This window comes from Pseudomonas khavaziana (assembly GCF_036704165.1).
GTDB classification, from domain to species: Bacteria; Pseudomonadota; Gammaproteobacteria; order Pseudomonadales; family Pseudomonadaceae; genus Aquipseudomonas; species Aquipseudomonas khavaziana.
This window is the reverse complement of sequence record NZ_CP129946.1, coordinates 4660256-4685776: the sequence shown is the minus strand read 5'-3', so window position 1 is coordinate 4685776 and position 25521 is coordinate 4660256. Positions and strand designations below refer to the sequence as shown.

General features: G+C 60.0%; 22 protein-coding genes. 15 read left to right on the top strand and 7 right to left on the bottom strand.

Annotated elements, in window-relative coordinates:
- Positions 1-94: 94 nt before the first annotated feature.
- Positions 95-529 (top strand): MarR family transcriptional regulator, encoded by a 435-nt coding sequence (locus QYQ93_RS20795; protein ID WP_043049659.1) that lies wholly within the window; start codon positions 95-97, stop codon positions 527-529.
- Positions 530-657: 128 nt separating this feature from the next.
- Here QYQ93_RS20795 and QYQ93_RS20790 read toward each other — a convergent pair whose 3' ends face one another.
- Entirely contained in the window at positions 658-2847 is a 2190-nt protein-coding gene (locus QYQ93_RS20790; protein ID WP_338475389.1) for a patatin-like phospholipase family protein, read from the bottom strand.
- Between the two features lie 84 nt (positions 2848-2931).
- Between QYQ93_RS20790 and QYQ93_RS20785 the strand changes: the two genes are divergently transcribed.
- The gene (locus QYQ93_RS20785; RefSeq protein WP_338475388.1) at positions 2932-3219 is read left to right on the top strand and encodes a SelT/SelW/SelH family protein; all 288 of its coding nucleotides are present in this window, start codon (positions 2932-2934) and stop codon (positions 3217-3219) included.
- Between the two features lie 33 nt (positions 3220-3252).
- Here QYQ93_RS20785 and QYQ93_RS20780 read toward each other — a convergent pair whose 3' ends face one another.
- From QYQ93_RS20780 to QYQ93_RS20770, 3 genes are all read right to left on the bottom strand, one after another.
- Entirely contained in the window at positions 3253-3534 is a 282-nt protein-coding gene (locus QYQ93_RS20780) for a hypothetical protein (RefSeq protein ID WP_124402526.1), read from the bottom strand.
- Between the two features lie 130 nt (positions 3535-3664).
- A complete protein-coding gene (locus QYQ93_RS20775; RefSeq protein WP_043049663.1) occupies positions 3665-4549 on the bottom strand; it encodes a DMT family transporter in 885 nt (294 codons plus the stop codon).
- A gap of 98 nt (positions 4550-4647) precedes the next feature.
- Positions 4648-5397 (bottom strand): AraC family transcriptional regulator, encoded by a 750-nt coding sequence (locus QYQ93_RS20770; protein ID WP_338475387.1) that lies wholly within the window; start codon positions 5395-5397, stop codon positions 4648-4650.
- Between the two features lie 137 nt (positions 5398-5534).
- Between QYQ93_RS20770 and QYQ93_RS20765 the strand changes: the two genes are divergently transcribed.
- Positions 5535-6344, top strand: a complete 810-nt coding sequence (locus QYQ93_RS20765; RefSeq protein ID WP_043049665.1) for a UDP-2,3-diacylglucosamine diphosphatase — start codon at positions 5535-5537, stop codon at positions 6342-6344.
- A 953-nt stretch (positions 6345-7297) separates the two neighbouring features.
- On the opposite strand, the gene QYQ93_RS20760 is transcribed toward QYQ93_RS20765, so the two are convergent.
- The 3 genes from QYQ93_RS20760 to phhA all read right to left on the bottom strand — a co-directional run bounded on the left by QYQ93_RS20760 (position 7298) and on the right by phhA (position 9737).
- A complete protein-coding gene (locus QYQ93_RS20760; RefSeq protein ID WP_338475386.1) occupies positions 7298-8491 on the bottom strand; it encodes an amino acid aminotransferase in 1194 nt (397 codons plus the stop codon).
- Positions 8491-8847 (bottom strand): 4a-hydroxytetrahydrobiopterin dehydratase, encoded by a 357-nt coding sequence (locus tag QYQ93_RS20755; RefSeq protein WP_338475385.1) that lies wholly within the window; start codon positions 8845-8847, stop codon positions 8491-8493. The genes QYQ93_RS20760 and QYQ93_RS20755 overlap by 1 nt, the downstream gene beginning before the upstream one ends.
- Before the next feature lie 98 nt (positions 8848-8945).
- A complete protein-coding gene (gene phhA / locus QYQ93_RS20750; RefSeq protein WP_043049667.1) occupies positions 8946-9737 on the bottom strand; it encodes a phenylalanine 4-monooxygenase in 792 nt (263 codons plus the stop codon).
- 256 nt (positions 9738-9993) lie between these two features.
- Between phhA and QYQ93_RS20745 the strand changes: the two genes are divergently transcribed.
- From QYQ93_RS20745 to fliD, 12 genes are all read left to right on the top strand, one after another.
- Complete coding sequence (locus tag QYQ93_RS20745) at positions 9994-11556, top strand: sigma-54-dependent phenylalanine hydroxylase transcriptional regulator PhhR (protein ID WP_043049668.1); 1563 nt, start codon at positions 9994-9996, stop codon at positions 11554-11556.
- Positions 11557-11883: 327 nt separating this feature from the next.
- Positions 11884-12624, top strand: a complete 741-nt coding sequence (locus tag QYQ93_RS20740; RefSeq protein WP_043049669.1) for a flagellar basal body rod protein FlgF — start codon at positions 11884-11886, stop codon at positions 12622-12624.
- Between the two features lie 57 nt (positions 12625-12681).
- Entirely contained in the window at positions 12682-13467 is a 786-nt protein-coding gene (gene flgG / locus QYQ93_RS20735) for a flagellar basal-body rod protein FlgG (RefSeq protein ID WP_003192986.1), read from the top strand.
- Positions 13468-13519: 52 nt separating this feature from the next.
- Positions 13520-14215: a flagellar basal body L-ring protein FlgH gene (gene flgH / locus QYQ93_RS20730; RefSeq protein WP_005790104.1), complete on the top strand. Its 696-nt coding sequence runs from the start codon at positions 13520-13522 to the stop codon at positions 14213-14215.
- A 27-nt stretch (positions 14216-14242) separates the two neighbouring features.
- A complete protein-coding gene (locus QYQ93_RS20725) occupies positions 14243-15331 on the top strand; it encodes a flagellar basal body P-ring protein FlgI (RefSeq protein WP_161793246.1) in 1089 nt (362 codons plus the stop codon).
- Between the two features lie 4 nt (positions 15332-15335).
- Positions 15336-16601: a flagellar assembly peptidoglycan hydrolase FlgJ gene (flgJ, locus tag QYQ93_RS20720; protein WP_043049670.1), complete on the top strand. Its 1266-nt coding sequence runs from the start codon at positions 15336-15338 to the stop codon at positions 16599-16601.
- Positions 16602-16611: 10 nt separating this feature from the next.
- A complete protein-coding gene (flgK, locus tag QYQ93_RS20715; RefSeq protein ID WP_043049671.1) occupies positions 16612-18657 on the top strand; it encodes a flagellar hook-associated protein FlgK in 2046 nt (681 codons plus the stop codon).
- 14 nt (positions 18658-18671) lie between these two features.
- Positions 18672-20282 (top strand): flagellar hook-associated protein 3, encoded by a 1611-nt coding sequence (locus QYQ93_RS20710; RefSeq protein WP_338475384.1) that lies wholly within the window; start codon positions 18672-18674, stop codon positions 20280-20282.
- Positions 20283-20558: 276 nt separating this feature from the next.
- Complete coding sequence (locus QYQ93_RS20705) at positions 20559-21488, top strand: ketoacyl-ACP synthase III (RefSeq protein ID WP_005790096.1); 930 nt, start codon at positions 20559-20561, stop codon at positions 21486-21488.
- Positions 21489-21883: 395 nt separating this feature from the next.
- Positions 21884-23623 carry a flagellin gene (locus QYQ93_RS20700; protein WP_043049673.1) on the top strand — a complete coding sequence of 580 codons (1740 nt, stop codon included), beginning with the start codon at positions 21884-21886 and terminating at the stop codon, positions 23621-23623.
- A 76-nt stretch (positions 23624-23699) separates the two neighbouring features.
- A complete protein-coding gene (locus QYQ93_RS20695) occupies positions 23700-24047 on the top strand; it encodes a flagellar protein FlaG (protein ID WP_338475383.1) in 348 nt (115 codons plus the stop codon).
- 83 nt (positions 24048-24130) lie between these two features.
- Positions 24131-25498, top strand: a complete 1368-nt coding sequence (fliD, locus tag QYQ93_RS20690; protein ID WP_338475382.1) for a flagellar filament capping protein FliD — start codon at positions 24131-24133, stop codon at positions 25496-25498.
- The last annotated feature ends 23 nt before the right edge of the window (positions 25499-25521 follow it).

Sequence of the window (25521 nt, the reverse complement as noted above, 5' to 3'; positions counted from 1 at the left end):
CAGTACATACCGGGCCTTGCCTACTGACATGGCTCATGCTTAGCTGACTAATAATTAGCCATACTTTATTTTCAGTCTTAAACATGAGTTTTTTATGCCGTTAACCGATCAACACCGTTTTGGCATGCAATTGGCGCAAATGTCCCGAGGTTGGCGCGCCGAGCTGGACCGCCGCCTGGCGGGGCTGGGCTTGTCCCAGGCGCGCTGGCTGGTGCTGTTGCATTTGGCCCGTTTTGCAGAAGCCCCTACCCAGCGTGAATTGGCACAAAGTGTCGGCGTGGAAGGGCCAACCCTGGCGCGCCTGCTCGATAGCCTGGAAGGCCAGGGCCTGGTGCAACGCCAGGCCGTGGTGGAAGACCGTCGCGCCAAACGCATCCTGCTATGTGATACCGCCCAGCCGCTGATTGACCAGATCGAGACCATTGCCACGGCGTTGCGTCATGAGTTGTTCGTAGGGGTGAATGAAGAGGATTTGCGCGTGTGCATGCGTGTGCATGAGCACATTCTGGCGAACCTGGAAAAGTCCTGATTCCTAATTTGCCGAGGACCAAATGTGGGAGGGGGCTTGCTCCCGATTGCGGTGGGCCAGCTACAGAATTGTTGACTGATACCCCGCCATCGGGAGCAAGCCCCCTCCCACATTAGCTCGATGCTGTGTCAGAAGGTCTGGCCCAGGTTCAAGTACACCGCCTTCTGATTATCATCATTGAATCCATAGCTGAAATTCAGTGGCCCCAACGGCGTATCAAACCCGAGGAAGATACTCGCGGCGTTGATATAGCCGCTGTCGAACTCATTGTCGTTGTTCCACGCCCGACCCCGTTCCAGTGAGGCGCCCAGGTACAACGGGAAGTCCAGCGGCAGGTATGAGCGCGGGGTCAGCCGGCGGAAGTACACCGCGCGCATCAGGCTGACGTTCTGCCCCGAGATCGCATCCTGGCGAAAGCCCGACAGTTGCCGCGCTCCACCCAGCTGGAAGGCGGAAATCACCACATCCGAATCATCCAGGGTGCGCCCGTAACGACCGCCCAGTATCAACGTGTCCGGGCCGTGGCTCATGGCCTTGTCCAGCTTGAACTCCCATTGGCGGTAGCGCTGGTCCGAGCCCAGCCCCGGTTCGAACTCACGATAGGCCAGGCCGATGTCTTCGCCGCTATGGGGGAAGTACACGTTGTCAAAGGAGTCGAATGAATATTTAAGTTCATAGAAGCCTTCGCTGAAGCTCACGCTCGGCAGGTCGCGGTCACCAATACGTACGTCGGCCTTGCCCCAGGCTTCGCCAACGCCGAAGCGGATCTCGCCGCTGTTGCCGATCTGCCGGCCCACGTTCAAGCCGAAGCCGTAGCGTTCCAGGCGATATTCGGAAATGGGGTCGTTGTCCAGGACCAGCTCTACGTTCTGCGCCTCGGCTCTGATATACGGCGCGACAAAGTAACGCGAGCCGGTGTCCATCGGCTGGTAGAACTCGCTGTACAGCTCTTGCCGATCACCGATCTGCACCCGCGTCAGCCATTCGGCGCCGAGGCGGTTGATACCGTTGACGCGATAGCTGGCGCCGAGGTTGAAGGCGCTGTCGCCGCGCATGTCATCCGACAGGTTCAAGCCCAGGCGCAGGTAATCGGTGCCGCTGCGTTTGCCGCGCGCGCTGATCACCAGGGTATTGTCCTGACCTTTTTTCACCACGCGGTATTGCACCTGCTCGAAGTAATCCAGGCCGTACAAGGTGCCCATGTCCGATTGCAGGCGGCCGAGGTTCAGCGGCTCGCCCAGCCCCTGGCGGATGTAGTAGCGGATCACGTCGTCGCTGACTTTGGAGTCGTTTTCCACCTGTATCGCGGTGATCACCGGGGTGCGTTCGCCCGGTGTGCGAGCAGCCACCAACTCAGGGTCGATGGGCTCGGCGGGGCGCAGGTGCGCCAGGCGTACATCAAGGGCGCGGGTGGCGCGGTAGCCGGCGTCGATCATGTCCTTGGCGCGGCCGAAGTCCGTCACGCCATAGGCGGCCAGGGGCGGCTGGATCAGCACATCCTTGGGGTTCAGGGCCTTGAGTTGTTCTTCGGAGTTGCGCCGGGTCATCAGGGTGATGGATTGGTTGAGCACGTCCACCACGGTTGCCAGTTGCTTGCGCGAGCGCAGCGGGGTGCCGATATCGACCACGATGGCGATGTCGACGCCCATCTCCCGCGCCACATCCAACGGAATATTGTCGGTCATGCCGCCGTCCACCAGCAGGCGCCCGTCGAGCTCCACCGGGGCGAACACGGCAGGGATCGACATGCTGGCGCGTATCACCTGGGGCAGGTGGCCCTTGCTGAACACGACTTTTTCGCCGGTGGTGATGTCGGTGGCCACGGCGCGGAACGGGATCGGCAACTTGTCGAAGTTACGGGTGTTGCTGCTATGGGCAAACATGCTTTCCAGCAGCAGTGCCAGGTTCTGGCCCTGGATCACGCCCAGCGGCAGGCCGAGGCTGCCGTCGTCGCGGAAACTGAGTTTCTGCTTGACCAGGAAATCGCGGTCGTCCTGTTTGCGTCGAAACGGTACGTCTTCCCGCGGTGGAGCGTCCGACAGGGCCTGCTGCCAGTCGATACCCAGCGCCAGCTTTTCCAGCTCGTCGATCTTGTAGCCCGACGCGTACAGCCCACCAATCACCGCGCCCATACTGGTGCCGGCAATCGCGTCGATATGGATGCCCTGTTCTTCAAGTGCCTTGAGCACGCCGATATGCGCCAGGCCGCGGGCGGCACCGCCGGACAGCACCAGGCCGATTTTGGGGCGTGGTGTTTCCAAGGCGTCGGCAAGCAGGGGGACAAGGCACAGGAACAGGCAGGACAACAGGCGGCGCATCATCAATCTCGAGGCTGGGCGATAAAGGCCGCTATTATAGCCACCCGATGCGTCGGGCCCGTCATGTCAGGAGCCGCTTAAATTATGTCTGCAAGCAAACCCGAGATTGTTATCACTTATTGCACCCAGTGCCAGTGGCTGCTGCGCGCTGCCTGGCTGGCCCAGGAGCTGCTCAGTACCTTTGCCGATGACCTGGGGCGCGTGGCGTTGGAACCGGCCACCGGCGGCGCCTTTCGTATCACCTGTGATGGGGTGCAGATTTGGGAACGCAAGGCCGATGGCGGCTTCCCCGAAGCCAAGGTGCTTAAACAGCGGGTGCGCGATCAGATCGACCCGCAGCGCGATCTGGGCCATAACGATCGTATGCAATGAAGGTCACCGCCACAGAGGGCGGTGACCCTATCGCTATTTGGCGGCAAGCTTTTGCTTGATAAAACCAACCACCCACGTCAACACCAACCCACCGACGCCACCGCCGACAATATTGCTGCCGACCGCAGCCACATCCAGCGCTTGGCCACTGGTGGTGCCGGTGAGTGCGGCGACAATCTGGCCCAGCACCAGGCCGCCGACCCCGCCGAGAAAGGTATTGAGCCCTGTCCCCAGGCTTTGCCTGGTCATACCGGCGATGTTGCCGCCGACGGCACCGCTGATGATCTGGACCAGCAAGCTGATGAGCATTTCCATGATGAAGCTCCTGCATCGCATTGAGGGATGACCACTCGCTTGCAGCAACTTCAGAAAACACCATGGCTGTCGTCGAGGAGTCTTTATCCGTTGAACGACTACAGACTGTTGCGGACGCTTGAAGTATAGATCAGGCCGCCGTAGCCGGCTGTTTCGCCTGGCTGGCGCTGCCCATCAAGCCGGAAAGCACGATGGCGACGATGATCAAAGCGCCGCCTAGCAGCATGCGCAAGGTCGGCGTTTCGGCGAACAGCAGCCAGGCCACGCTGATGCCGTAGACCGGTTCCATGGCAAACACCACCGAGGCGGTGCGCGCCTTGATCACGGCGAGGCTGGCGACAAACAGGCTATGGGCAAGGCCCGTACAAAACACGCCCAGCAGCCCGATCCATAGCCAGTCAATGGCGCGTACATCCGCCAGCCCCGGGGCTGCCACCGGCAGCAGGCAGGCTGCGACCACCACGTTCTGGCACAGCGCTGCCTGCACAGCAGGAATGCGTCCGGAACTGGCGCGATTGTTCAACGACAACAAGGAGAACAATAATCCCGAAGCGATCCCCCACAGCAACCCGCCCGTGGCTTCGCTGGCAAGGTTGAAATCCGGGGTGACCAGCACCAGGCCAACGCTGACCAGGACCACCAGCAGCACTTCATTGGCACGAATGCGTTCGCGAAATATCAACCCTTCAAGGATCACGGTAAAGGCCGGGAAGGCGGTGAACCCCAGGGTCGCCACGGCTACACCGGCGACTTTGACGGCAATGAAGAACGTTACCCAATGGGCGGCCAGCAACACACCGCTGACCAACAGGCGGCGCCAGTCGCGCATCTCCAGTTTCTTCCAGGACGCGTTGCTGGCAAAGCGGGCAAACACCGCCAGGGCAAGCACGGCAAACGCGGCACGCCCAAATACGATGATGGCGGGGGAGGCCGCCGCGAGCTTGCCGAATACGCCGGTGAGGCCAAACATCAATGCGCCGATATGCAGGGCGCCAAGGGCTGAACGGGGAGTCATTGCGATCCTTGAACCAACGGGGTAACAGCCTCGCAGTCTAGAGGGTTGGTTCGCGGACGTCTGTCGCCGGCCTCGCGTCTTTTAGCGTGGGGCTCTCGTCAGTCGCCCCGGCGCAGGGCGCGAGGGGAGGCACCAAACTCGCGCAGCATGGCTGCACTGAATGCGCTTTGCGAGGCATAGCCAACGCGCTCGGCAATCTCACCAATGGCCAGCGGTGTGCCGCGCAAAAGCTCCAGCGCCATGTGCAGGCGACGACTGCGAAGATAATCCATCGGCGTCTGCCCGCATTCGGCCATGAAGCGTGCATGCAGGCGCGCCACGCTAAGCCCGGCGATACGCGCAAGGTCAGCCACCTGCAACGGGTGCGCAGCGTGGCGCTGGATATGGGCATTGAACGCCGCATAAGGCAAGCGTCGACCTGGCAGCGCTTGGGCCTGGGGATGATTGAAACTGGCCAGTAACAGCACCGCACCTTGCTGGACGATCAGCGGGTCGTGCACCGGGCTGTGCGCCAGCCACTCCACCAGTTGGCTTTGCCTGGGATCCAGCGTCAGTCGCGACGGTTGCCCCAGCAAGCGACGACTGGCATCGGCATGCTCACCCAAAGATTGCACCACCCAATGCTCGTTTGGCACATCCAGCACCAGGCAACGGCTGCCATCACGGCTGCCGCAGGCGTGGTGGGTGGAGAAGGGGAGCACCATCACGCTGCTTTCGCGTACCTGGCTGCCACGGCCATTGACTTCCAGGTCCAGGTGCCCGGACAGGCCGAACACCAACTGCGCATGATCATGGCTGTGGGCGATGGGCGCTTCGAGGTAGTGGCGTAGCGTGAGGCTCGGGCTCATCGCGGTCTCCAGGGCGGCAAGGCGCCAGTCTACAACGCTTTGCGCGCATCGAGCGCTGTCATGAGACTGACGCACAGCTGTCATGGGCTATTAATCGCCAAGGCGCAAGCTCGCGAAAACAGCGTCGAGGGATGCCCATGACCCATGCCGAGTTCACCAAGCCCAGCCGCAAGCAACGGGTGCGAACCCTGTGGATTTCCGACGTGCATCTGGGCACCCGGGATTGCCAGGCCGAACACCTTTCACAGTTTCTCAAGGGCTACCACGCCGACAAGGTCTACCTGGTGGGCGACATTATCGACGGTTGGAAAATGCGCGGCGGCATGTATTGGCCCCAGGCTCACACCAATGTGATCCGTCGCCTGTTGACCATGGCCAAGCGCGGCACCGAGGTGATCTACGTCACTGGCAACCATGATGAGTTTTTAAGGCGCTACTCCAAGCTGATCCTGGGCAATATCCAGTTGGTGGACGAGGCGGTGCATGTGACCGCCGATGGTCGGCACCTGTTGGTGATCCATGGCGACCAGTTCGATGTGATCACCCGTTATCACCGTTGGCTGGCGTTCCTTGGTGACTCGGCCTACGAATTCACACTCACCCTCAACCGCTGGCTCAATCATTGGCGTGCACGCTATGGCTACGGCTACTGGTCGCTGTCGGCGTACCTGAAGCACAAGGTGAAAACCGCGGTGAGCTTTATCAGCGATTTCGAAGAAGCGATTGCCCACGAAGTCACCAAGCGTGAACTGCATGGCGTGGTGTGCGGGCATATCCACCATGCCGAGATTCGCAAGGTGGGGGAGGTGGATTACCTCAATTGCGGAGATTGGGTGGAGTCATGCACGGCGTTGATCGAGCACTGGGATGGGCATATCGAGTTGTATCGGTTGGCGGATGCCCAGGCCAGGGAGGCGCAGCTCAAGGCTGAAATGGTCACTGGCTAAAAGCCTCGCCTCGGTAAAAATGTGGGAGCCGCCACCACCTCTTCGATGTGACGCTGTCGCGCCGCAAACTAGGGAGCTTGTTCCCGTGGCAGCCTGACAGCCGAGCAGGATGTTGGTTTTCGTCCTGGGTACATATCCGTTATTTGGGCAACGGCCACTTATGGTTCCGCTTTTACAGCGGCTCACTTTTGAAAGGCGCAAAAGTAAGCAAAACGCTCTTGCCCCACCACTCGGCACCTCGCCTAGGCTCGGTGTGCCCGAACGAAGGCTTGAATCCGTGGGCCGCCGTCATGGGCCATCCCTGGCCCAGGACGGCTAACCCGGCGTCCTGCCGGGTTACCCACGGCTTCAAGCCTGCGTTCGGCCAGCGTGGTTTAACGGGGCGCCTGAGATCAAGATCAAAAGCGACTCGCTGCGCGTCGCAGATACGCTGGCGGTGCTTCTGCTTTTTCTGTAGGAGCGAGCTTGCTCGCGAAAAACCTGAGAACGCCGCGTTCTTTCTGGTTTCCCGCGTCATCGTTAACGACCTTCGCGGGCAAGCCCGCTCCCACAGGGGGACGCGCACGCTTCAACGATCAGGTCGGCTTAAGGCCGCCTCGCTGTGTTTTTGATCTCAGGCGCCCCCCCAAATCCATGGCGGATTACGGGCACACCGAGCCTAGGCGAGGTGCCGAGTGGTGGGGCAAGAGCGTTTTGCTTACTTTGCCGCTTTTGCAAAGTGAGCCGCCGTAAGGGCGGAACCATAAGTGGCCGTTACCTAAGCAACGGATATGTACTCGCCCCAACAACCCAACAACCCGGTCACATCGTCGACGTGGCGCCGTCGCGCAGCAACTTGGACCGCCGCCAAAATATCCGGCGTTAGGACTAAATTTTAATTCTTTAAAATCAGTAGTTTACTTGTAGTTTGATAAGAGGGGGTAAGCCCCCTCCCACATTGGGTCCCGGGGTTTTCAGTTGGAAACGTCGGCGATAGCTTGGGCCAGCACTGTCAAACGTGTCGCATCCACCCCGGCCACGTTGGCCCGGCCTGAACTGACCATATACACGCTGTGCTTCTCGCGCAGTTGCTTGACCTGATCGGCACTCAAACCGGTATAGGAAAACATCCCGCGTTGTGCGCCGATATGGGCAAACTTCTCGGCCAAGCCATGGGGCGCCAAGGCTTCCACCAACCCGGAACGCAAGTGCGCGATCCGCGAACGCATGGCCTCGACTTCCTCGCTCCAGAGTTTTTTCAGCTCGGCATCACCAAGAATGGTCGCTACCACGGCAGCGCCGTGATCCGGCGGTGTCGACCACAGGTTGCGAGCGATATTCGCCAGCTGGCTGCGCACATCGATGAGTTTTCCCGCATCCGCTGCACATACGATCAACGCGCCTACCCGGTCGCGATACAGGCCGAAATTCTTCGAGCAGGAACTGGTGACCAGCACTTCCGGCAGCTCGGCTGCAAACAACCGCACTGCCCAGGCGTCCTGCTCCAGGCCATCGCCGAAGCCCTGGTAGGCAAAGTCGATCAGCGGCAGCAACTGGCGTTCGCGCACGATCTGCAATACCTGGCGCCAGTCATCCCGTGACAGGTCGAAGCCAGTCGGGTTATGGCAGCAGGCGTGCAGCAGCACCACATCGCCCTCGGGCACCGTCTCCAGGGTTGCCAGCATCGCCGCCACATCCAGGCGGTTGTCACTGCCCACGTAAGGGTAATGACTGACCTTGAGGCCAGCCTTGGCGAAGATGGTCTCGTGGATCGGCCAGGTCGGGTTGCTCAGCCACACGCCACGGCCAGGCAGGTTCTGGGCGATAAAGTCAGCGCTCAGGCGCAAGGCGCCGGTACCGCCTGGGGTCTGGGTGGCGCTGGCACGGCGCTCGCGCAGCAAGCTTGAGTCGGCACCGAGCACCAGCTCGCTGATCAGCGTACCGAAAGCCGCGTCGCCATGGCCGCCGATGTAGGTCTTGGTCACCTGGGTATCGACCAAGCGCTGCTCCGCAAGCTTGACCGAGCGGGGAATCGGCGTCAGGCCTTGGTCGTCCTTATACACGCCCACGCCCAGGTCGAATTTGTTCGGGTTGGCGTCCTGGGCATACAGGTCCATCAGCCCGAGGATCGGGTCGCCGGGCACGCGGCCAATGGCGTCGAAGTGCATTACTTGCGGCCCTCGGCGGTCTTGGCCACTTCGTCGGTGCGTGCGGCCATGATGAAGTCGTTGCGGTGCAGGCCCTTGATGGAGTGGCTCCACCAGGTCACGGTGACTTTGCCCCATTCGGTGAGCAGGCCAGGGTGATGGCCTTCGGCCTCGGAGATTTCACCCATGGCGTTGGTGAAGGCCAGGGCGAATTTGAAGTTCTTGAACAGGAAAACCTTTTCCAACTGCATGACGCCGTCGCGCACTTCGATGTTCCAGTCGGGGATCTGCTTGAGCAGCACCGGCAGTTCTTCATCGCTGACTTGCGGGGCATCGGCGCGGCAGGCTTCGCAGTGGGCTTGGTTCAAGATGGTCATGGGAGGTGTCCTGAATTCGAATGTATGAAGGTCAGTGGCGTTACCCTAAAGCAACGCGGGGCCAGGGAACAGACTCACCTGGCGTTAAAACCTGAGGTTCACGCGGCTTTTGGTTTCGGAGGGAATTTCGGGGCGTGCAGCCCTAATTCCATACCGCGCTCGACCATGCCCATGATGTCTTCCTGCGCCACGTCGAACAGGCGCTTGAGTTCGGGCAATACGAAATACAGCGGTTGCAGGATGTCGATACGATACGGCGTGCGCATCGCTTCCAGCGGGTCGAAGGCTTGATGCTCGGGCTCGTCCGACAGGCAGTACACGCTTTCTTTAGGCGAAGACAGAATGCCGCCACCGTAGATGCGCCGCCCCTGGGGCGTATCCACCAGGCCGAACTCGATGGTCATCCAGTACAGGCGCGCCAGGTACACCCGTTGCTCCTTGGTCGCCGCCAGGCCGAGCTTGCCGTAGGTGTGGGTGAATTCGGCGAACCAGGGGTTGGTCAGCAAAGGGCAGTGGCCAAAGATCTCGTGGAAAATATCCGGCTCTTGCAGGTAGTCCAGTTCTTCGCGGGTGCGAATGAACGTCGCCACCGGAAACTGCTTGCTGGCGAGCAGTTCGAAGAAGGTCTGGAAGGGAATCAGCGCCGGCACGCGGGCCACTTGCCAGCCGGTGGTTTCGGCCAGCACCTTGTTGATTTCGCCCAATTGGGGGATGCGATCCAGGGGCAGGCCGAGCTTGTCGATGCCGTCCAGGTATTCCTGGCAGGCGCGACCCTCGATCACCTTGAGTTGACGAGTGATCAGGGTATTCCACACCGCATGTTCTTCCGGCGGGTAGTGGATAAAACCTTGCGCATCGGGCTCGCGGGCCACGTAGTGCGTCTGCTTCATACGGCTCTCCTGCTAGGCATTCGTTCTTGTTATGTCCTGCGATGCACTATTGATAACCCGGTGGGCGCAGGATTCCATCTACGTTGTTCCTGGGTATGTAGGAAAAATCACCGTTATTCGTAAAGTATTCGTTACGGATGGATGACTTATCCGCGCTATGGGCTGGGAAACGCCTACGCTCTGTCACATAATCTTGACGACTATCTGCGCCCGGCGGCAAAAAGACGCGGCGCCTACCTACTTTTCGAGCCTTTTCATGCGTATCAAAGTGCATTGCCAGAACCGCATCGGCATCCTGCGGGACATCCTCAACCTGCTGGTGGAATACGGCGTCAACGTCGCCAAGGGCGAGGTCGGCGGGGAACATGGCAATGCCATCTACCTGTTTTGCCCGAACCTGGTGAACATGCAGTTCCAGGCACTACGCCCGCAGTTCGAAGCGATTGGCGGCGTATTCGGCGTCAAGCGAGTAGGGCTGATGCCCAGCGAGCGGCGGCATATGGAACTCAATGCGCTGCTCGGCGCCCTGGAGTTTCCAGTGCTGTCCATCGATATGGGCGGCTCCATCGTGGCCGCCAACCGTGCGGCGGCGCAGTTGCTCGGGGTGCGGGTGGACGAAGTGCCGGGCATTCCGCTGTCGCGCTACGCCGAGGACTTCGACTTGCCGGAGTTGGTGCGCGCCAGCAAGTCGCGCATCAATGGCCTGCGGGTCAAGGTCAAGGGGGACGTGTTCCTGGCGGATATCGCGCCGCTGCAATCCTCCGAACACGATGACAGCGAAGCCATGGCTGGCGCTGTGCTCACCTTGCATCGCGCCGACCGCGTCGGTGAGCGTATCTATAACGTGCGCAAGCAGGAGCTGCGTGGTTTCGACAGTATCTTCCAAAGCTCCAAGGTCATGGCCGCGGTGGTCCGCGAAGCGCGGCGCATGGCGCCGCTGGATGCGCCTCTATTAATAGAAGGTGAAACCGGCACCGGTAAAGAGTTGCTGGCCCGTGCCTGCCACTTGGCCAGTCCCCGTGGGCAATCACCGCTGATGGCGCTCAACTGCGCAGGGTTGCCCGAGTCGATGGCCGAGACCGAACTGTTCGGCTATGGCCCCGGGGCTTTTGAAGGCGCGCGGGCCGAAGGCAAACTCGGCCTGCTGGAGCTGACTGCGGGCGGCACCTTGTTCCTTGATGGGGTGGGGGAAATGAGCGCGCGTTTGCAGGTCAAACTGCTGCGCTTCCTGCAGGACGGCTGCTTTCGCCGGGTCGGAAGTGATGAAGAGGTCTACCTGGATGTGCGGGTGATCTGCGCCACTCAGGTGGACTTGTCGGAACTCTGCGCCCGAGGTGAGTTTCGCCAGGATCTTTATCACCGGCTCAATGTGCTGTCGTTGCATATCCCGCCGTTGCGTGAATGCCTCGACGGCCTGGTGCCACTGGTTGAGCACTTCCTCGACCAGGCCAGCCGACAGATTGGCTGCCCTTTGCCTAAGCTCGCGCCCGCGGCGATGGATCGCTTGAGCCACTACCACTGGCCAGGCAACGTAAGACAGCTGGAAAACGTACTGTTCCAGGCCGTGTCGCTGTGCGACGGTGGGGTGGTCAAGGCCGAGCATATCCGCTTGCCGGACTACGGGGTGCGCCAACCCCTTGGGGATTTTTCCCTGGAGGGCGGGTTGGAGGAGATTGTTGGACGGTTCGAGAAGGCCGTGCTGGAAAGCCTTTATGCCGAACATTCCAGCAGTCGGCAGCTTGGCAAACGCCTGGGCGTGTCGCACACCACCATCGCCAATAAGCTGCGCGACTACGAAATTCTCAAGGCCGACAAATAATTCGCTGACACTACGCGGTCAAAAATGTGGGAGGGGGCTTGCTCCCGATGGCGGTGTGTCAGCTACAGGTGAGCTGGCTGATACACCGCCATCGGGAGCAAGCCCCTCCCACATTTGATCTTCGTCGTTTTCCAGGTCGGTGATTGCCGCAGGCGGCAGTAGTCCGCCGTTTTTTCGACTCGCTCTCAAGCCTCAAATCATCCTGCTCCGCCGCAAACCCCCGCGGCGCCTGGACTTGAGCCTCTTTTTAAAAGTTGGTTCGCAAATTGCTTAAGCCTCATCAGTACAGCGGTGGGCGGCAAGCGTCCGTCAGAAAGAGGATAGAGCGTGGACAAATACCTTTATGTGGCAATGACCGGCGCCAGCCAGAACGCACTGGCGCAGAAGGCCCATGCCAACAATCTGGCGAACATTTCCACCAACGGCTTCCAGCGTGACCTGGAGCAGGCGCGTTCGATGCCGGTGTTCGGTGACAGCTTTCCGGCGCGGGCATTTGCCATGACCGAGCGGCCGGCCACTGATTTCTCCCCGGGGGCGATGATCGAAACCGGTCGTGACCTGGATGTAGCCGTCAGCGGCGACGGTTGGATGGCCGTGCAAACCCCGGATGGCGGCGAAGCCTACGTGCGCAGCGCCAGCATGAATGTGGATGCCCTGGGCGTGCTGCGTGCCGGCAACGGTATGCCGATCATGGGCAACGGCGGCCCGATTGCCGTGCCGCCGCAGCAGAAAATCGAAGTGGGGGCGGACGGCACCATCAGCATTCGCGCCATGGGCGAAGGCCCGCGGGTGATGGCGGAAGTGGACCGCATCAAGCTGGTCCAACCCGACCTCAAGAACATGACCAAGGGCCTGGACGGCACCATCCACACCAAGGATGGCCAGCCGGCCCAGGCCGACGCGAACGTCACCCTGACCTCGGGCTTCCTGCAGGCGAGCAACGTCAACGCGGTAGAGGAAATGACCGCGGTGCTGGCGCTTTCCAAGCAGTTCGAGCTGCACATCAAGATGATGAACAGCGCTAAAGAAGACGACCAGGCCATGACTCGCGTCATGCAGATGAGCTAAGCCCCTAACTAATTTCGTCGCACGGCGCCAACAAACAGGCGCACGAAGGAGAACAGCATGCTTCCGGCTCTATGGGTTGCCAAGACAGGCCTGTCCGCCCAGGACACCAACCTGACCACCATTTCCAACAACCTGGCGAACGTCTCGACCACGGGCTTCAAACGTGATCGCGCCGAGTTCCAGGACCTGCTCTATCAAATCAAGAAGCAGCCGGGTGCCCAGTCGACCCAGGACAGCGAATTGCCATCGGGCCTGCAACTGGGTACCGGTGTGCAGATCGTCGGCACCCAGAAAAACTTCAGCGCCGGTAACCTGCAGCAAACCGGACAACCGCTGGACATGGCCATCAACGGCCGTGGCTTCTTCCAGGTGCTGCAACCGGATGGCACCACCTCTTACACCCGTGACGGCACCTTCCACCTGGACTCCAATGGCCAGATCGTCACTGCCAACGGCTTCGCCCTGGAGCCTGCTGTCGTGGTTCCGCCCGACGCCAAGACCTTCACCGTCGGCAACGACGGCACCGTGTCCATCACCGTCGCTGGCAACCCGGCGTCCCAAGTGATCGGCAACCTGCAAACCGCCGACTTCATCAACCCGGCCGGCCTGCAGGCGATGGGCAACAACCTGTTCCTGGAAACCGCCTCCAGCGGCGCGCCGCAAATCGGCACCCCTGGCCTGAACGGTTTCGGCACCACTCTGCAAAGCACCCTGGAAACCTCCAACGTCAGCACCGTTGAGGAGATGGTCAACATGATCACCACCCAGCGCGCCTACGAGATGAACTCCAAGGTGATTTCCACCGCCGACCAGATGCTTTCGTTCGTTACGCAGAATCTGTAATCCAGTCTGGGGCGCTTTCAAGAAGCGCCTGCAACACCATGAGGTAAGGGTCATGAATCGCTATGTTTCCGTTTTGGCATTGAGTGGGATCGCCGTGCTCGCGGGGTGTGTTGCCCCGACGCCAAAGCCCAATGACCCGTACTACGCGCCGGTGTTGCCGCGCACGCCATTGCCGGCGGCGGCCAATAACGGCTCGATCTACCAGGCCGGTTTCGAACAGAACCTGTACAGCGACCGCAAGGCGTTCCGGGTCGGTGACATCATCACCATCACCCTCAACGAGAAGACCCAGGCCAGCAAGAACGCCAACTCGCAGATCGGCAAGAACAGCAAGACCAGCATCGGCCTGACCTCGTTGTTCGGCGGCGGCCTCAACACCAACAACCCCTTGGGCGGCGGTGACCTGAGCCTGGACGCCGGCTACAGCGGCGACCGCGCCACCAATGGCAAGAGTGCGGCAGGGCAGGGCAACAGCCTGACCGGTTCGATCACCGTGACCGTGGCCGACGTATTGCCCAACGGCATCATCGCCATACGCGGCGAGAAGTGGATGACCCTCAACACCGGCGATGAGCTGGTGCGCATTGCCGGGATGGTCCGCGCCGATGATATTTCCACCGACAACACCGTGCCTTCGACGCGGATTGCCGATGCACGCATCACCTACTCGGGTACGGGTTCGTTTGCTGATGCCAGTCAGCCGGGCTGGTTCGACCGGTTCTTCCTTAGCCCGCTGTTCCCTTTCTAGGTGGCCACTTTGAACTTCAAACAGCTGATGGCGACGGCACTCTTGCTGGCCTTAAGCGCTGTGGCCCAGGCCGAACGCCTGAAGGACATCGCCAGTATTTCCGGCGTGCGCTCCAACCAGTTGATCGGCTATGGCCTGGTGGTGGGGCTCAACGGCACGGGCGACCAGACCACCCAGACGCCGTTCACCCTGCAGACCTTCAACAACATGCTCTCGCAGTTCGGCATCAAGGTGCCGCCAGGCTCGGGCAACGTCCAGTTGAAGAACGTCGCCGCCGTGTCGATCAGCGCCGACTTGCCGCCGTTCGCCAAGCCGGGCCAGGTGGTGGATATCACCGTTTCGTCCATGGGTAACTCCAAGAGCCTGCGTGGCGGCACCTTGCTGATGACGCCGCTCAAAGGTATCGACGGCAACGTCTACGCCATCGCCCAGGGCAACCTGGTGGTGGGCGGGTTTGACGCCGAAGGCCGCGATGGTTCGAAGATCACCGTCAACGTACCGTCGGCCGGGCGCATCCCCGGTGGCGCCTCGGTTGAACGCACCGTGCCGAGCGGGTTCAACCAGGGCAACAGCCTGACCCTGAACCTCAACCGTTCCGACTTCACCACCGCCAAGCGCGTGGTCGACAAGATCAACGATATGCTTGGCCCTGGTGTAGCCCAGGCCATCGACGGCGGCTCGATTCGCGTCACCGCGCCGCTGGACCCAAGCCAGCGCGTGGACTACCTGTCGATCCTGGAAAACCTTGAAGTCGACCCCGGCCAGGCCGTGGCAAAAGTCATTATCAATTCGCGTACCGGCACTATCGTGATCGGTCAGAACGTCAAGGTTTCGCCGGCAGCGGTGACCCACGGCAGCCTGACGGTGACCATCACCGAAGACCCGATCGTCAGCCAGCCGGGGCCGCTGTCCAACGGCCAGACCGCCGTGGTCCCGCGTTCGCGGGTCAACGCCCAGCAAGAAGCCAAGCCGATGTTCAAGTTCGGCCCCGGCACCACCCTGGACGAGATTGTCCGCGCGGTGAACCAGGTGGGCGCAGCGCCCGGTGACTTGATGGCGATCCTTGAAGCTTTGAAACAGGCCGGCGCCTTGCAAGCCGACCTCATTGTGATCTGAGGCCATGGCCATGGATATGCGCAAAAGCGGCATCAGCAGCACGGCGGACTCGGGGTCTTACTCCGACTTGAACCGGCTTAACCAGCTCAAGGTCGGCGCCGATAAGAACAGCGAAGGCAATATGCGCAAGGTGGCGCAGGAGTTCGAGTCGCTGTTCCTTAACGAGATGCTCAAGTCCATGCGCTCGGCCACCGACGCCCTGGGCAAGGACAACCCGCTGAACACCCCGGCGGCCAAGCAGTATCAGGAAATGTACGACCAGCAGTTGGCGGTCTCGATGTCCCGCGAAGGCGGCGGTATCGGCCTGGCCGACGTGCTGATGCGCCAGATGCAGAAGAACAAGCCGGTGCAGGCCCAGGCCGCCACCTTGCAAGGCCCGGCAGCGGATGTGCCGGTGAAGAAAGTCGATGTGCCGACCGAGATTGGCGCCGGTACCCAGGCCGACGGGCCGCTGGGCCGCTCCAATGGTCAGCGGCCTTTGTGGGCGTATCGCGTGGCGGTTCCTGAGGGCACCAGTGCGCACACCAACGACATGGAGCTGATGAACCAGCGCCGTATCGCCTTGCCAAGCAAACTGGCCGACCGCCTGCTGGCGGGCATCGTGCCGAGCGCCCCGGTCACTGCCGAAGCCAAAAGCGCGCCCCTGCGCAACAGTGCCGCCGACGACAATGTGGTCAGCAGCGCCGCCCGCAGCTTTGCCGTGCCAAGCGGACAAATGCAGGTCTATGGCCGCGCCATTGCCCAGCCACCGCTGGCGCCGGCGAAAAAAGCCTTCAGCTCCCAGGACGAATTCGTCGCCACCATGCTGCCGATGGCCAAGGCGGCCGCCGCGCGTATCGGTATCGATCCCAAGTACCTGGTGGCCCAGGCCGCACTGGAAACCGGCTGGGGCAAATCGGTGATGCGCGCCGAGGACGGCAGCAGCAGCCACAACCTGTTCGGCATCAAGGCCGGCCAGAGTTGGCAGGGCGGCCAGGCCCGTGCGATCACCAGTGAGTTCCGCGATGGCGCGATGGTCAAGGAAACGGCGCAGTTCCGTTCCTACAACTCCTACCAGGACAGCTTCCACGACCTCGTGACTCTGCTGCAAAGCCATGATCGCTATAAAGAAGTTGTGAAATCAGCCGATAACCCGGAACAGTTTGTACGCGAGTTGCAAAAAGCCGGTTATGCAACCGATCCGGCTTACGCCAGCAAGATTTCGCAGATCGCAAAAAATATGAACAGTTACCAGAACTACGCTGCCGCTGGCGCAACCACACATTTATAAGGTCTGAACCATGAGTTTGCTCAGTATCGGGATGTCAGGGCTCAACGCCGCTCAAGGATCGCTGTCGGTCTTGAGTAATAACATCGCCAACGTTAATACCCCAGGGTACTCGCGTCAGCAGACCACGCAGAATACCAACGCGTCGAACCCGTTCGGCGGTGTGTTCATCGGCACCGGCACCACCCTGGCTGACGTGCGCCGGGTGTACAACGAATACCTCGACACCGCCTACCAGAACAGCACGGCCCTGAACAACGATGCCAAGGCATATCTGGATCAGGTCGGTGCCGTCGACAAAGTGTTGTCGGACAAGACCACCGGTTTGTCCTCGGTGCTCAGTTCGTTCTTCGCCACCCTGCAGACCGCGGCGTCCAACCCCAATGATCTGTCTGCGCGGCAACTGCTGGTGACCAACGCCCAGACCCTGAGCAGTCGTTTCAACGCGATCTCGACGCAGTTGACCCAGCAGAAAGAGACCATCAACAACCAACTGAGCAGCATGAGTGAGCAGGTCAATCAATTGACCGCCTCGATTGCCTCGCTCAACAAGCAGATCACCCAGGTGCAAGGCGCGTCGGGCAATGCGCCGGCCAACCTGCTGGATTCGCGTAACGAGGCGGTACGCTCGCTCAATGAGCTGATCGGCGTAACGGCCACCGAGAAGAACGGCCAGTTCAGCGTGACCACCGGCACCGGCCAGTCCCTGGTAGAAGGCGGGATCTCCAATACGATTTCCGCAGTGCCGAGCAAAACCGATAACAGCCAGTACACCATTCAGTTGGACAACAACGGCACCCCCATGGACCTGGGCGGCGTGATCAGCGGCGGCAGCATCGGCGGCCTGTTGCGTTATCGCAGTGATGCCTTGATGCCGGCTATCAACGACCTGGGCCGTATCGCCATAGCCACCGCAGACACCATCAACAATCAACTGGGCCAAGGCCTGGACCTCAATGGTGACTTCGGCGTTTCGTTGTTCAAAGACATCAACAGCGCCGTCGCCATTGCGTCGCGCAGCCAGGGGGCAGCGGGCAACAGTGCCGGGGCAAGCAACCTGAATGTGACGATCAAGGACAGCAGCAAGTTGTCCGCGTTCGACTACACCGTGAGCTTCAACGACAAGACCGACCCCAACAAGGTCACGGTACTGCGTTCGGACGGCAAGGCCATGGGCACCTTTGATATGTCCTCTACGCCGCCGCCGACCATGGACGGCTTTACCCTGGCACTGGATGGCAAGGGCACGATGGCCTATGGCGACAGCTTCAAGGTCAGCCCGACTGCCACCGGGGCCAGTGCGATTGGCGTGGCGCTCACCGATGCGAACAAGCTGGCGTTTGCCGGCCCGTTGGCGGGTACCAGCAGCAACACCAACAGTGGCACGGGCACGTTCACCCAGCCGTCCCTGACAGTACCGCTGGATATTAATGGCGGCGCCGACACCGCACAGTTGCGCGCCGGTATTGAAAACTCGATGCCGGTGAAAATGGTCTTTGCCAAACCGGCCGCCGATGGTACGCAGTCCTACACGATCAGCGATGCCAAGGGCAACCCGATCAGCACCGGCTCGATTATTCCGGGGCAGGGCAACAAGATCACCGTGGACGTGCCGATGCGCGACGCCAGCGGTGCCGCTATCCCTGGCAAGAGCTTCAAGTTCGACACCACCGTTAACGGTTCACCGGCAGAAGGCGACAGCACCACATTCGCCTTCAACAGTGGCGGCAAGTCCGACGGCCGCAACGCCCAGGAACTGCTGAACCTGCAAACCAAGGCCACCGTCGGCATGGGCGATGGCAATGGCGGCACCAGCCTGGTGGGGGCCAACAGCAAGCTGGTCTCGCAAGTGGGGGCCAAGGCCAGCCAGGCCGGAGTCGACACCGCCGCCACCGGCGCCTTGCTGAGCGCCAACAAGGAAGCGCGCAACTCGGTGTCCGGGGTCAACCTGGATGACGAAGCGGGCGACATGATCAAGTTCCAGCAGTACTACACCGCGTCGTCGCAGATCATCAAGGCTGCGCAGGAAACCTTCACCACACTGATGAATGCCCTTTAAAGGAGGCTGGGACGATGCGTATTTCTACACAGCAGTATTTCGAGACCAGCTCTGCCAAGTATCAGAACAACTATTCCAGTGTGGTCAAGGCCCAGGACCAGGCCAGCACCGGTGTTCGTGTGCAAACCGCCGCGGATGATCCGGTAGCGGCGGCGCGCTTGCTGATGCTGCAGCAGCAGAAAGACATGCTGGGGCAGTTCAATGGCAACATCGACACCCTGAAAAACTCGCTGACCACCCAGGAAAGCGTGCTGGAAAATATCAATATCGCGATTCAGAGGGCCAGCGAGTTGGCGCTCAAAGCGGGTAACGTCGGCATCAGTGACGCGGATCGTAAATCGACCGCCGCGGAGATCGGCGCCATTGAAGACCAAGTCCTGGGCTTGCTCAATACCAAGGACGCCAGTGGTAATTACATGTTCTCCGGGAGCAAGACCGACACGCCTCCCTACGCCCGTAACAATGATGGCACCTACAGCTACCAGGGCGATGACACGCCGTTGAGCCTGAAGGTTGCGGAGAACCTGTCGGTAGCCATGGGCAATACCGCCAAAAGCATGCTGGAAAGCTCGGCGAACACTGGCCGTACGCAAACAGCACCTATCCTTGTGCCGCCAGCGGTCGATGATGGGAAGGTCACGGTGTCGGCCGGCCTGATTGCGGCTAACACCAGCTATAACAGCAGTTTTTCCGATGGTCAGCCGTATAAGTTGACCTTCACCAGCAGCACTCAATATGTAGTAACCGACAATGCCGGCAAAGACATTACCTCTGAGATTCCGGGCAACGGCACTTTCGATGCCACCAAGGAAGGCGGATCGAGTATCAAGCTGCGCGGGGTCAAGTTCGACATTGGCTTGAACCTGGGCAAGGACGCGCTGGGCAAGGACATACTGCCCGGCGCGCCAGCAGACGCCATTGTCAAGGATCGGGAATTCAGCCTCTCGGTCAAGCCGGACACCTTCAGCGTATCGCGCACCCCGAGTAATCCCTCCACTGCACAGCTGAGTGGTGGCACGGTGAGCGATCCGGCGGCCTACGCCAGTACCTTTCCCAACTCCGGTGTCATCGTCAAGTTCGGTGCGGCCGGCGCCTATGACCTGTACGCGCAGCCTTATACGGCAGACAGCCAATCCATCGCCAGCGGTACCCTGGCGGCCGGTGCAACCTCGATCACGGCGGCAGGGGTGACCTTCGATGTCACCACCGCGCCGGCTCCAGCCGCCGGCGACCAGTTTTCGATCGGCGCCACCAGCAACAAGAACGAAAACGTCCTCGACACCCTGAGCCATTTGCGCAAAATCCTGGAAACGCCGTCAGACGGCAATCCGGCGGCGCAGAAGGAACTCAAGGATGTGGTGGCCAAGTCCATTGGCAACCTGACCAATGCCTACAGCCAGATCGACCAAGCGCGCGGCTCCCTGGGTGCGCGCCTCAATGGCCTGGACATTCAGTCCAAGGAAAACGTCAGCCTGGACCTGGCCAATACCACCACCATGAATGCCTTGGGCAACGTCGACTTCGCCGAAGCGGCCATCAACCTGAGCTTGCAGCAGACCATGTTGCAGGCCTCGCAGCTGGCCTTTGTGAAAATCTCGCAGTTGAGCCTGTTCAACAAGATGTAAACGGCTTTTAGTCAAGCGGCCTACTCTGGAAACAGGGCGGGCCGTTGTCGTTTATGGGGTTTAATTGTTGAAAGGTTTTGCACAAAGCACACAAAATTGAGTGACCTGTGAGTCATAAAGCGCATCTTCACTGTATCGTGTGAAAAGGATAAGTCGTCGCAGGGTCCTTGCGCGGTGGCTTTCAGCGAGATTTTCATGGGGTTATCCCCTTTATTGTCAGCACTCCCGGCGTAGCCCGAGGGGTGTTCTCCAGCTATTTAGTATTGGGAAGCCATAATGATTGGCATAAAAAGCATCGCCAGTTACGTGCCGGCAGACGGGATCGATAACTACGCCCAGGGTGCCAAATTCGCCAAGGATGAAGAGTTCATCATCGGCAAGATCGGTTCGGCGTTCCTGCCGCGCAAGGAAGCGGCACAGGAGACGTCCGACCTGTGTGTCGAAGCGGTCAACGCTTTATTTGCCAACAACCCGGAGTTGAAGCGCGAGTCCATCGACGCGCTGATCGTCGTCACCCAGAACGGCGATGAAGAGGGCTTGCCTCACACCGCAGCCATCGTCCAGGACAAACTGGGTCTGCCGACCCACGTGGCAGCCTTCGATATCTCCCTGGGCTGCTCCGGCTACGTCTATGGCATCTATGCGATGAAGGGCTTCATGGAAGCCGCCGGCCTGAAAAACGGCCTGCTGATCACCGCCGACCCGTATTCGAAGATCGTTGATCCGGAAGACCGCAACACCACCATGCTGTTCGGCGATGCCGCCACCGCCACCTGGATGGGCGAAGATGCACCCTGGTTGCTGGGCAAATCCAAGTTCGGCACCGACGGCTCCGGCGCGCCGCACCTGAAGGTCAGCGACGGCGTGTTCTTCATGAATGGCCGCCAAGTGTTCAACTTCGCCTTGCTCAAGGTGCCGGCGCACTTGCACGAGCTGCTCGCCGAGTCGGACCTCAAGGCCGATGACATCGATGCCTTCTGTATCCACCAGGGCAGTGCGGCCATCGTCGATGCCGTGGCGCGCCGTTTCGAAGAGGCGCCGGTGGACAAGTTCATCAAGGACATGGTCGAGACCGGTAACACCGTGTCGTCGAGCATTCCGTTGCTGCTGGAAAAGCACGTGATGGACGCCACCTGGAAGCGTGTGGCGATCAGTGGTTTTGGTGTGGGCCTGTCGTGGGGCTCGGCGATCCTCTATCGCCCGTGATGTTTTAGCCGCTGCATAAAAAACGCCGATGATCCTTCGATCATCGGCGTTTTTTTGTGCCCCCTGTAGGAGCGAGCTTGCTCGCGAAGAACCTGAGAGCGCCGCGTGTATCCTGAATGCCCGCGTCATCGTTAACGCTCTTCGCGAGCAAGCTCGCTCCTACAAGGGGGCTGTCTTGAAGGCGAAGTTTTGGCGCCAGTAACCCGTGATTGCTGGCGTTTCACGTCTCTATAAGGCCTTGAAATACAAGGGCTGGCACAGGGCTACTAAAAAAAATCAAAAAAATCCTCAAGCAACCGGCTACCACGACGATAACTATTACGTAGGTTCTCTAGGCCACACCCGGCGGTCGCCAGGGCCGGAAGCCGCAGTATCCAAACCACGAGGATTTCGTCATGGCATTATCAGTAAACACCAACATCACCTCCCTGGGTGTCCAGAAGAACCTGAACAAAGCTTCCGACGCTCTGAGCCAGTCGATGAACCGTCTGTCCTCCGGCCTGAAAATCAACAGCGCCAAAGACGACGCTGCCGGCATGCAGATCGCCAACCGTCTGAACAACCAGGTCAAAGGCCTGAACGTTGCCATCGCCAACGCCAACAACGGCGTGTCGATTGCCCAGACCGCTGAAGGCGCAATGCAGGAATCCACCAACACCCTGCAGCGTCTGCGTGAACTTGCCCTGCAAGCGGCCAACGGTGATAAAAGCGACGCTGACCGTGTTTCCCTGCAGCAGGAATTCACCGCTAAAGTGGGTGAGCTGAACCGTATCGCCAGCACTACCACCTTCGGTGGTCGTAACCTGCTCGACGGCTCGTTCAGCAACGTAGCCTTCCAGATCGGCGCCAACGCCAACGAGACTATCTCGTTCGGTATGACCGACATCAGCTCCACTGCTCTGAAGGGTAACTACAAAGAAGCCAGCGTTAACAGCACTGCATTGACTGGTTTGGCCGCGACTGCTACTGGTTCGGTACTCACTGATAAAGCCACTACTACGGGCACCGCTGCTGCGGGCGCGACAGCGGCTACCGACACTCTAAAGATTAACGGTACAGTAATCAGCCTTGGTGCTTTCGCTGCTACTGACAAGGGCGCAGCAGCTGTTGAGGCTATCAATAAGCAGACCGCTACCACTGGTGTTACTGCTAGTGCCGACGCCGATGGCGTCCTGACATTGTCCTCCACCAAGGCGATCAAGCTTGAAGCTGGTGAGGTTGCTGCTGCAATTCCTGGCCCACCCCCTGTCGCTGCCAAAACTGATGGCTTGGCCAGTCTCAATCTCACTGCTGCAGCTAACATCCCTACTACCAGCAATTTGACCTCTGCCGGCTCCATTTCTGTGAATGGTACTGAGGTAAAGTGGGATAAAAACGCTACCATGGCTAGCGTTCTCACTGACCTGACCGCCGCTGCTGGTGGTACAGCGACTGGTGCATCGGCGACCTTCACTGAAGGCCGTGTCAAGTTGACCTCGGGTGACGGCGCAGACATCAAGCTGTCCAACACCACGAGCGGTTCGCTGTCGCAGTTGGGCCTGTCGGCCGGTACTACCCAGGCTAAGCTGACCGCTGACACCTCTATCGACGTAAACGGTGTTGAAGTTAAGTTCAAGAAGGGTGATACCGCTGACGCAGTAGTAGCTTCGATCAACAGCGCCAGCACCGGTGTACAAGCCAGCAAAAACGCTGACGGTACTCTCAACCTGTTCGCAGACAAAGACATTACTATCAAAGACGGCAGCGCTGGTACCGGTCTGAAAGCTCTGGGCCTGACCGCTGTTTCTGACGCTGGTACCAAGGCGGCTGTCACCATGGAAACTAGCGTTTCCGACCTGAACATCCTGACTGCTGCTGCTTCGCAGCAGGCTGTTCAAGCTCTGGACGACGCCATGCAGCAAATCGACAGCCAGCGTTCGCAGCTGGGTGCCGTACAAAACCGCTTCGCCAGCACCGTGGCCAACCTGCAGAGCATTTCGCAGAACTCCTCCGCTGCCAAAGGCCGCGTAGAAGACGCTGACTTCGCTTCTGAAGCCGCCGAGCTGACCAAGCAACAAACCCTGCAACAGGCTTCCACTGCGATCCTGTCCCAGGCCAACCAACTGCCATCGTCTGTTCTGAAGCTGCTTCAGTAATAGCGCTAGCGGTTAAATAACGGGAGGGTGCGTTTAACGACGTGCCCTTCCGTTTTTTCAGTTTGGAGGTGGTGACATGGACATGAGCATCAAGCTGAACCCGTCTTACCCCGCAAGCACGGCACAGGCCAGTCTTGGCGCTGTATTGGCCCCGGTAAAGCCAGCGGCCAGCAGTGAACCGGCCAAGGTCGAAGAGCCGCAGCGCATGGCGCTGGAAAAGGCTGTTACCGATATACGTGAGTTTGTGCAGGCTTCCCAGCGCAACCTGGATTTTTCCATCGATGACTCCACCGGCAAGGTAGTGGTCAAGGTGATCGCCACCGACAGTGGTGAAGTAATTCGACAGATACCATCAGAGACTGCGCTGAAATTGGCGCAGAACCTGAGCGATGCTGGCAGCCTGTTGTTTGATAGCAAGGCTTGAGTTGGCACGAAACATGTTTCTGATAGCGGTCTAAGCGTTTAAGCGCCAAAAAAACGGCCGCCCCAGGACAAGGAGAATGGCAAATGGCTAGTTCAACGATTTCCGGCCCAGGTTCGGGCTACGACACCCAGGCTATCGTCAAGGCGTTGGTCGGTGCCGAGCAGGCACCCAAGCAGGCTCAGATCACCAACGAGCAGAAAAAAGCCACCGTGCAGTTGTCGGCCGTGGGCTCGGTCAAGACGGCGTTGGAAGCCTACCAGGCGGCGATCACCAAGTTGAACAATACCTCGGCCTTCAACGGGTTGGCGGCGTCTTCTTCGGAAGAAAAAAACGCCAAGGTCACTCTGGGTGACGGCGCATCCAGCGGCAAGTACGTGTTGAAAGTCACTAATCTGGCGACCGCCTCGAAAGTCACCACTGCGGTGAATGTTGACGGCGCAACCGGCAAGGCTAACAGCACGGACGAAGACCAGACGCTGACCATCAATCAGTCGGGCAAAAGCTACGATGTGGTGATCCCCGGCGGCGCGACCCTGCAGCAGGTGCGCGAGTCCATCAATACCCAGCTCTCGTCCCAAGGCATCAGCGCCAACGTGCTGAGCGACTCCAATGGCGCGCGGTTAGTACTGACGTCGACTAATATGGGCGAAGGCACCGACATCACCCTCAGCGGTGATTCGCAGTTGGCCACCGGGTATGACAAAGGCACGGCTCCGACCAATGCCAAGTACTCCATCGACGACATCGAGATGTCTTCCAACAGTAACAAAATCACGTCAGCGATCAGCGGCGTGACGCTGGAGTTGCTGGACACCATTGACCTCAAAAAGCCCACGACCATCACCGTGGCCAGCAACACTGACACCTTGAAAACCTCGGTGCAGTCGTTCGTCAGCGCGTACAACACGCTGATGACGGCGATCAATACCCAGACCAAAGTCACCGCCACCGGCGACGCCTCCACTACCACCGCGGGCGCGTTGACCGGCGACGCGTCGATGCGTCAGTTGGTCAACAGCCTGCGCTCCGAGTTGGTCAGCGGTTCCGGTGCGGGCACCATGACCAGCCTGGCGCAGATGGGCATCAGCACCGACCAGAAAACCGGTTTGCTGAGCCTGGATGACAAGGCGTGGGACAAGGCTGTGGTCAAGGGCGCTGGCGATATTGCCAAGCTGTTCACCGGCGACACTGGCTTGATCACGCGCATGAACAAGGCGACCAAGAGCTACGTGGGTACCACGGGCACCCTGGCAACCCGGGCGACGGATCTCAACAACAAGTTGACCGACTTGACCAAAGAGACGGCCGACCTGACACGACGCATGGACGCCTTGCAGAAATCCCTGACCGCGAAGTACACGGCCATGGACACCATGATCGCGCAGATCAACGCCAGCAGCTCCAGCATCTTGACCACCCTCAACTCGCTGAACAACCCGAAATCGAACTGATGGACGGCGCGCTTTCAGGCCCT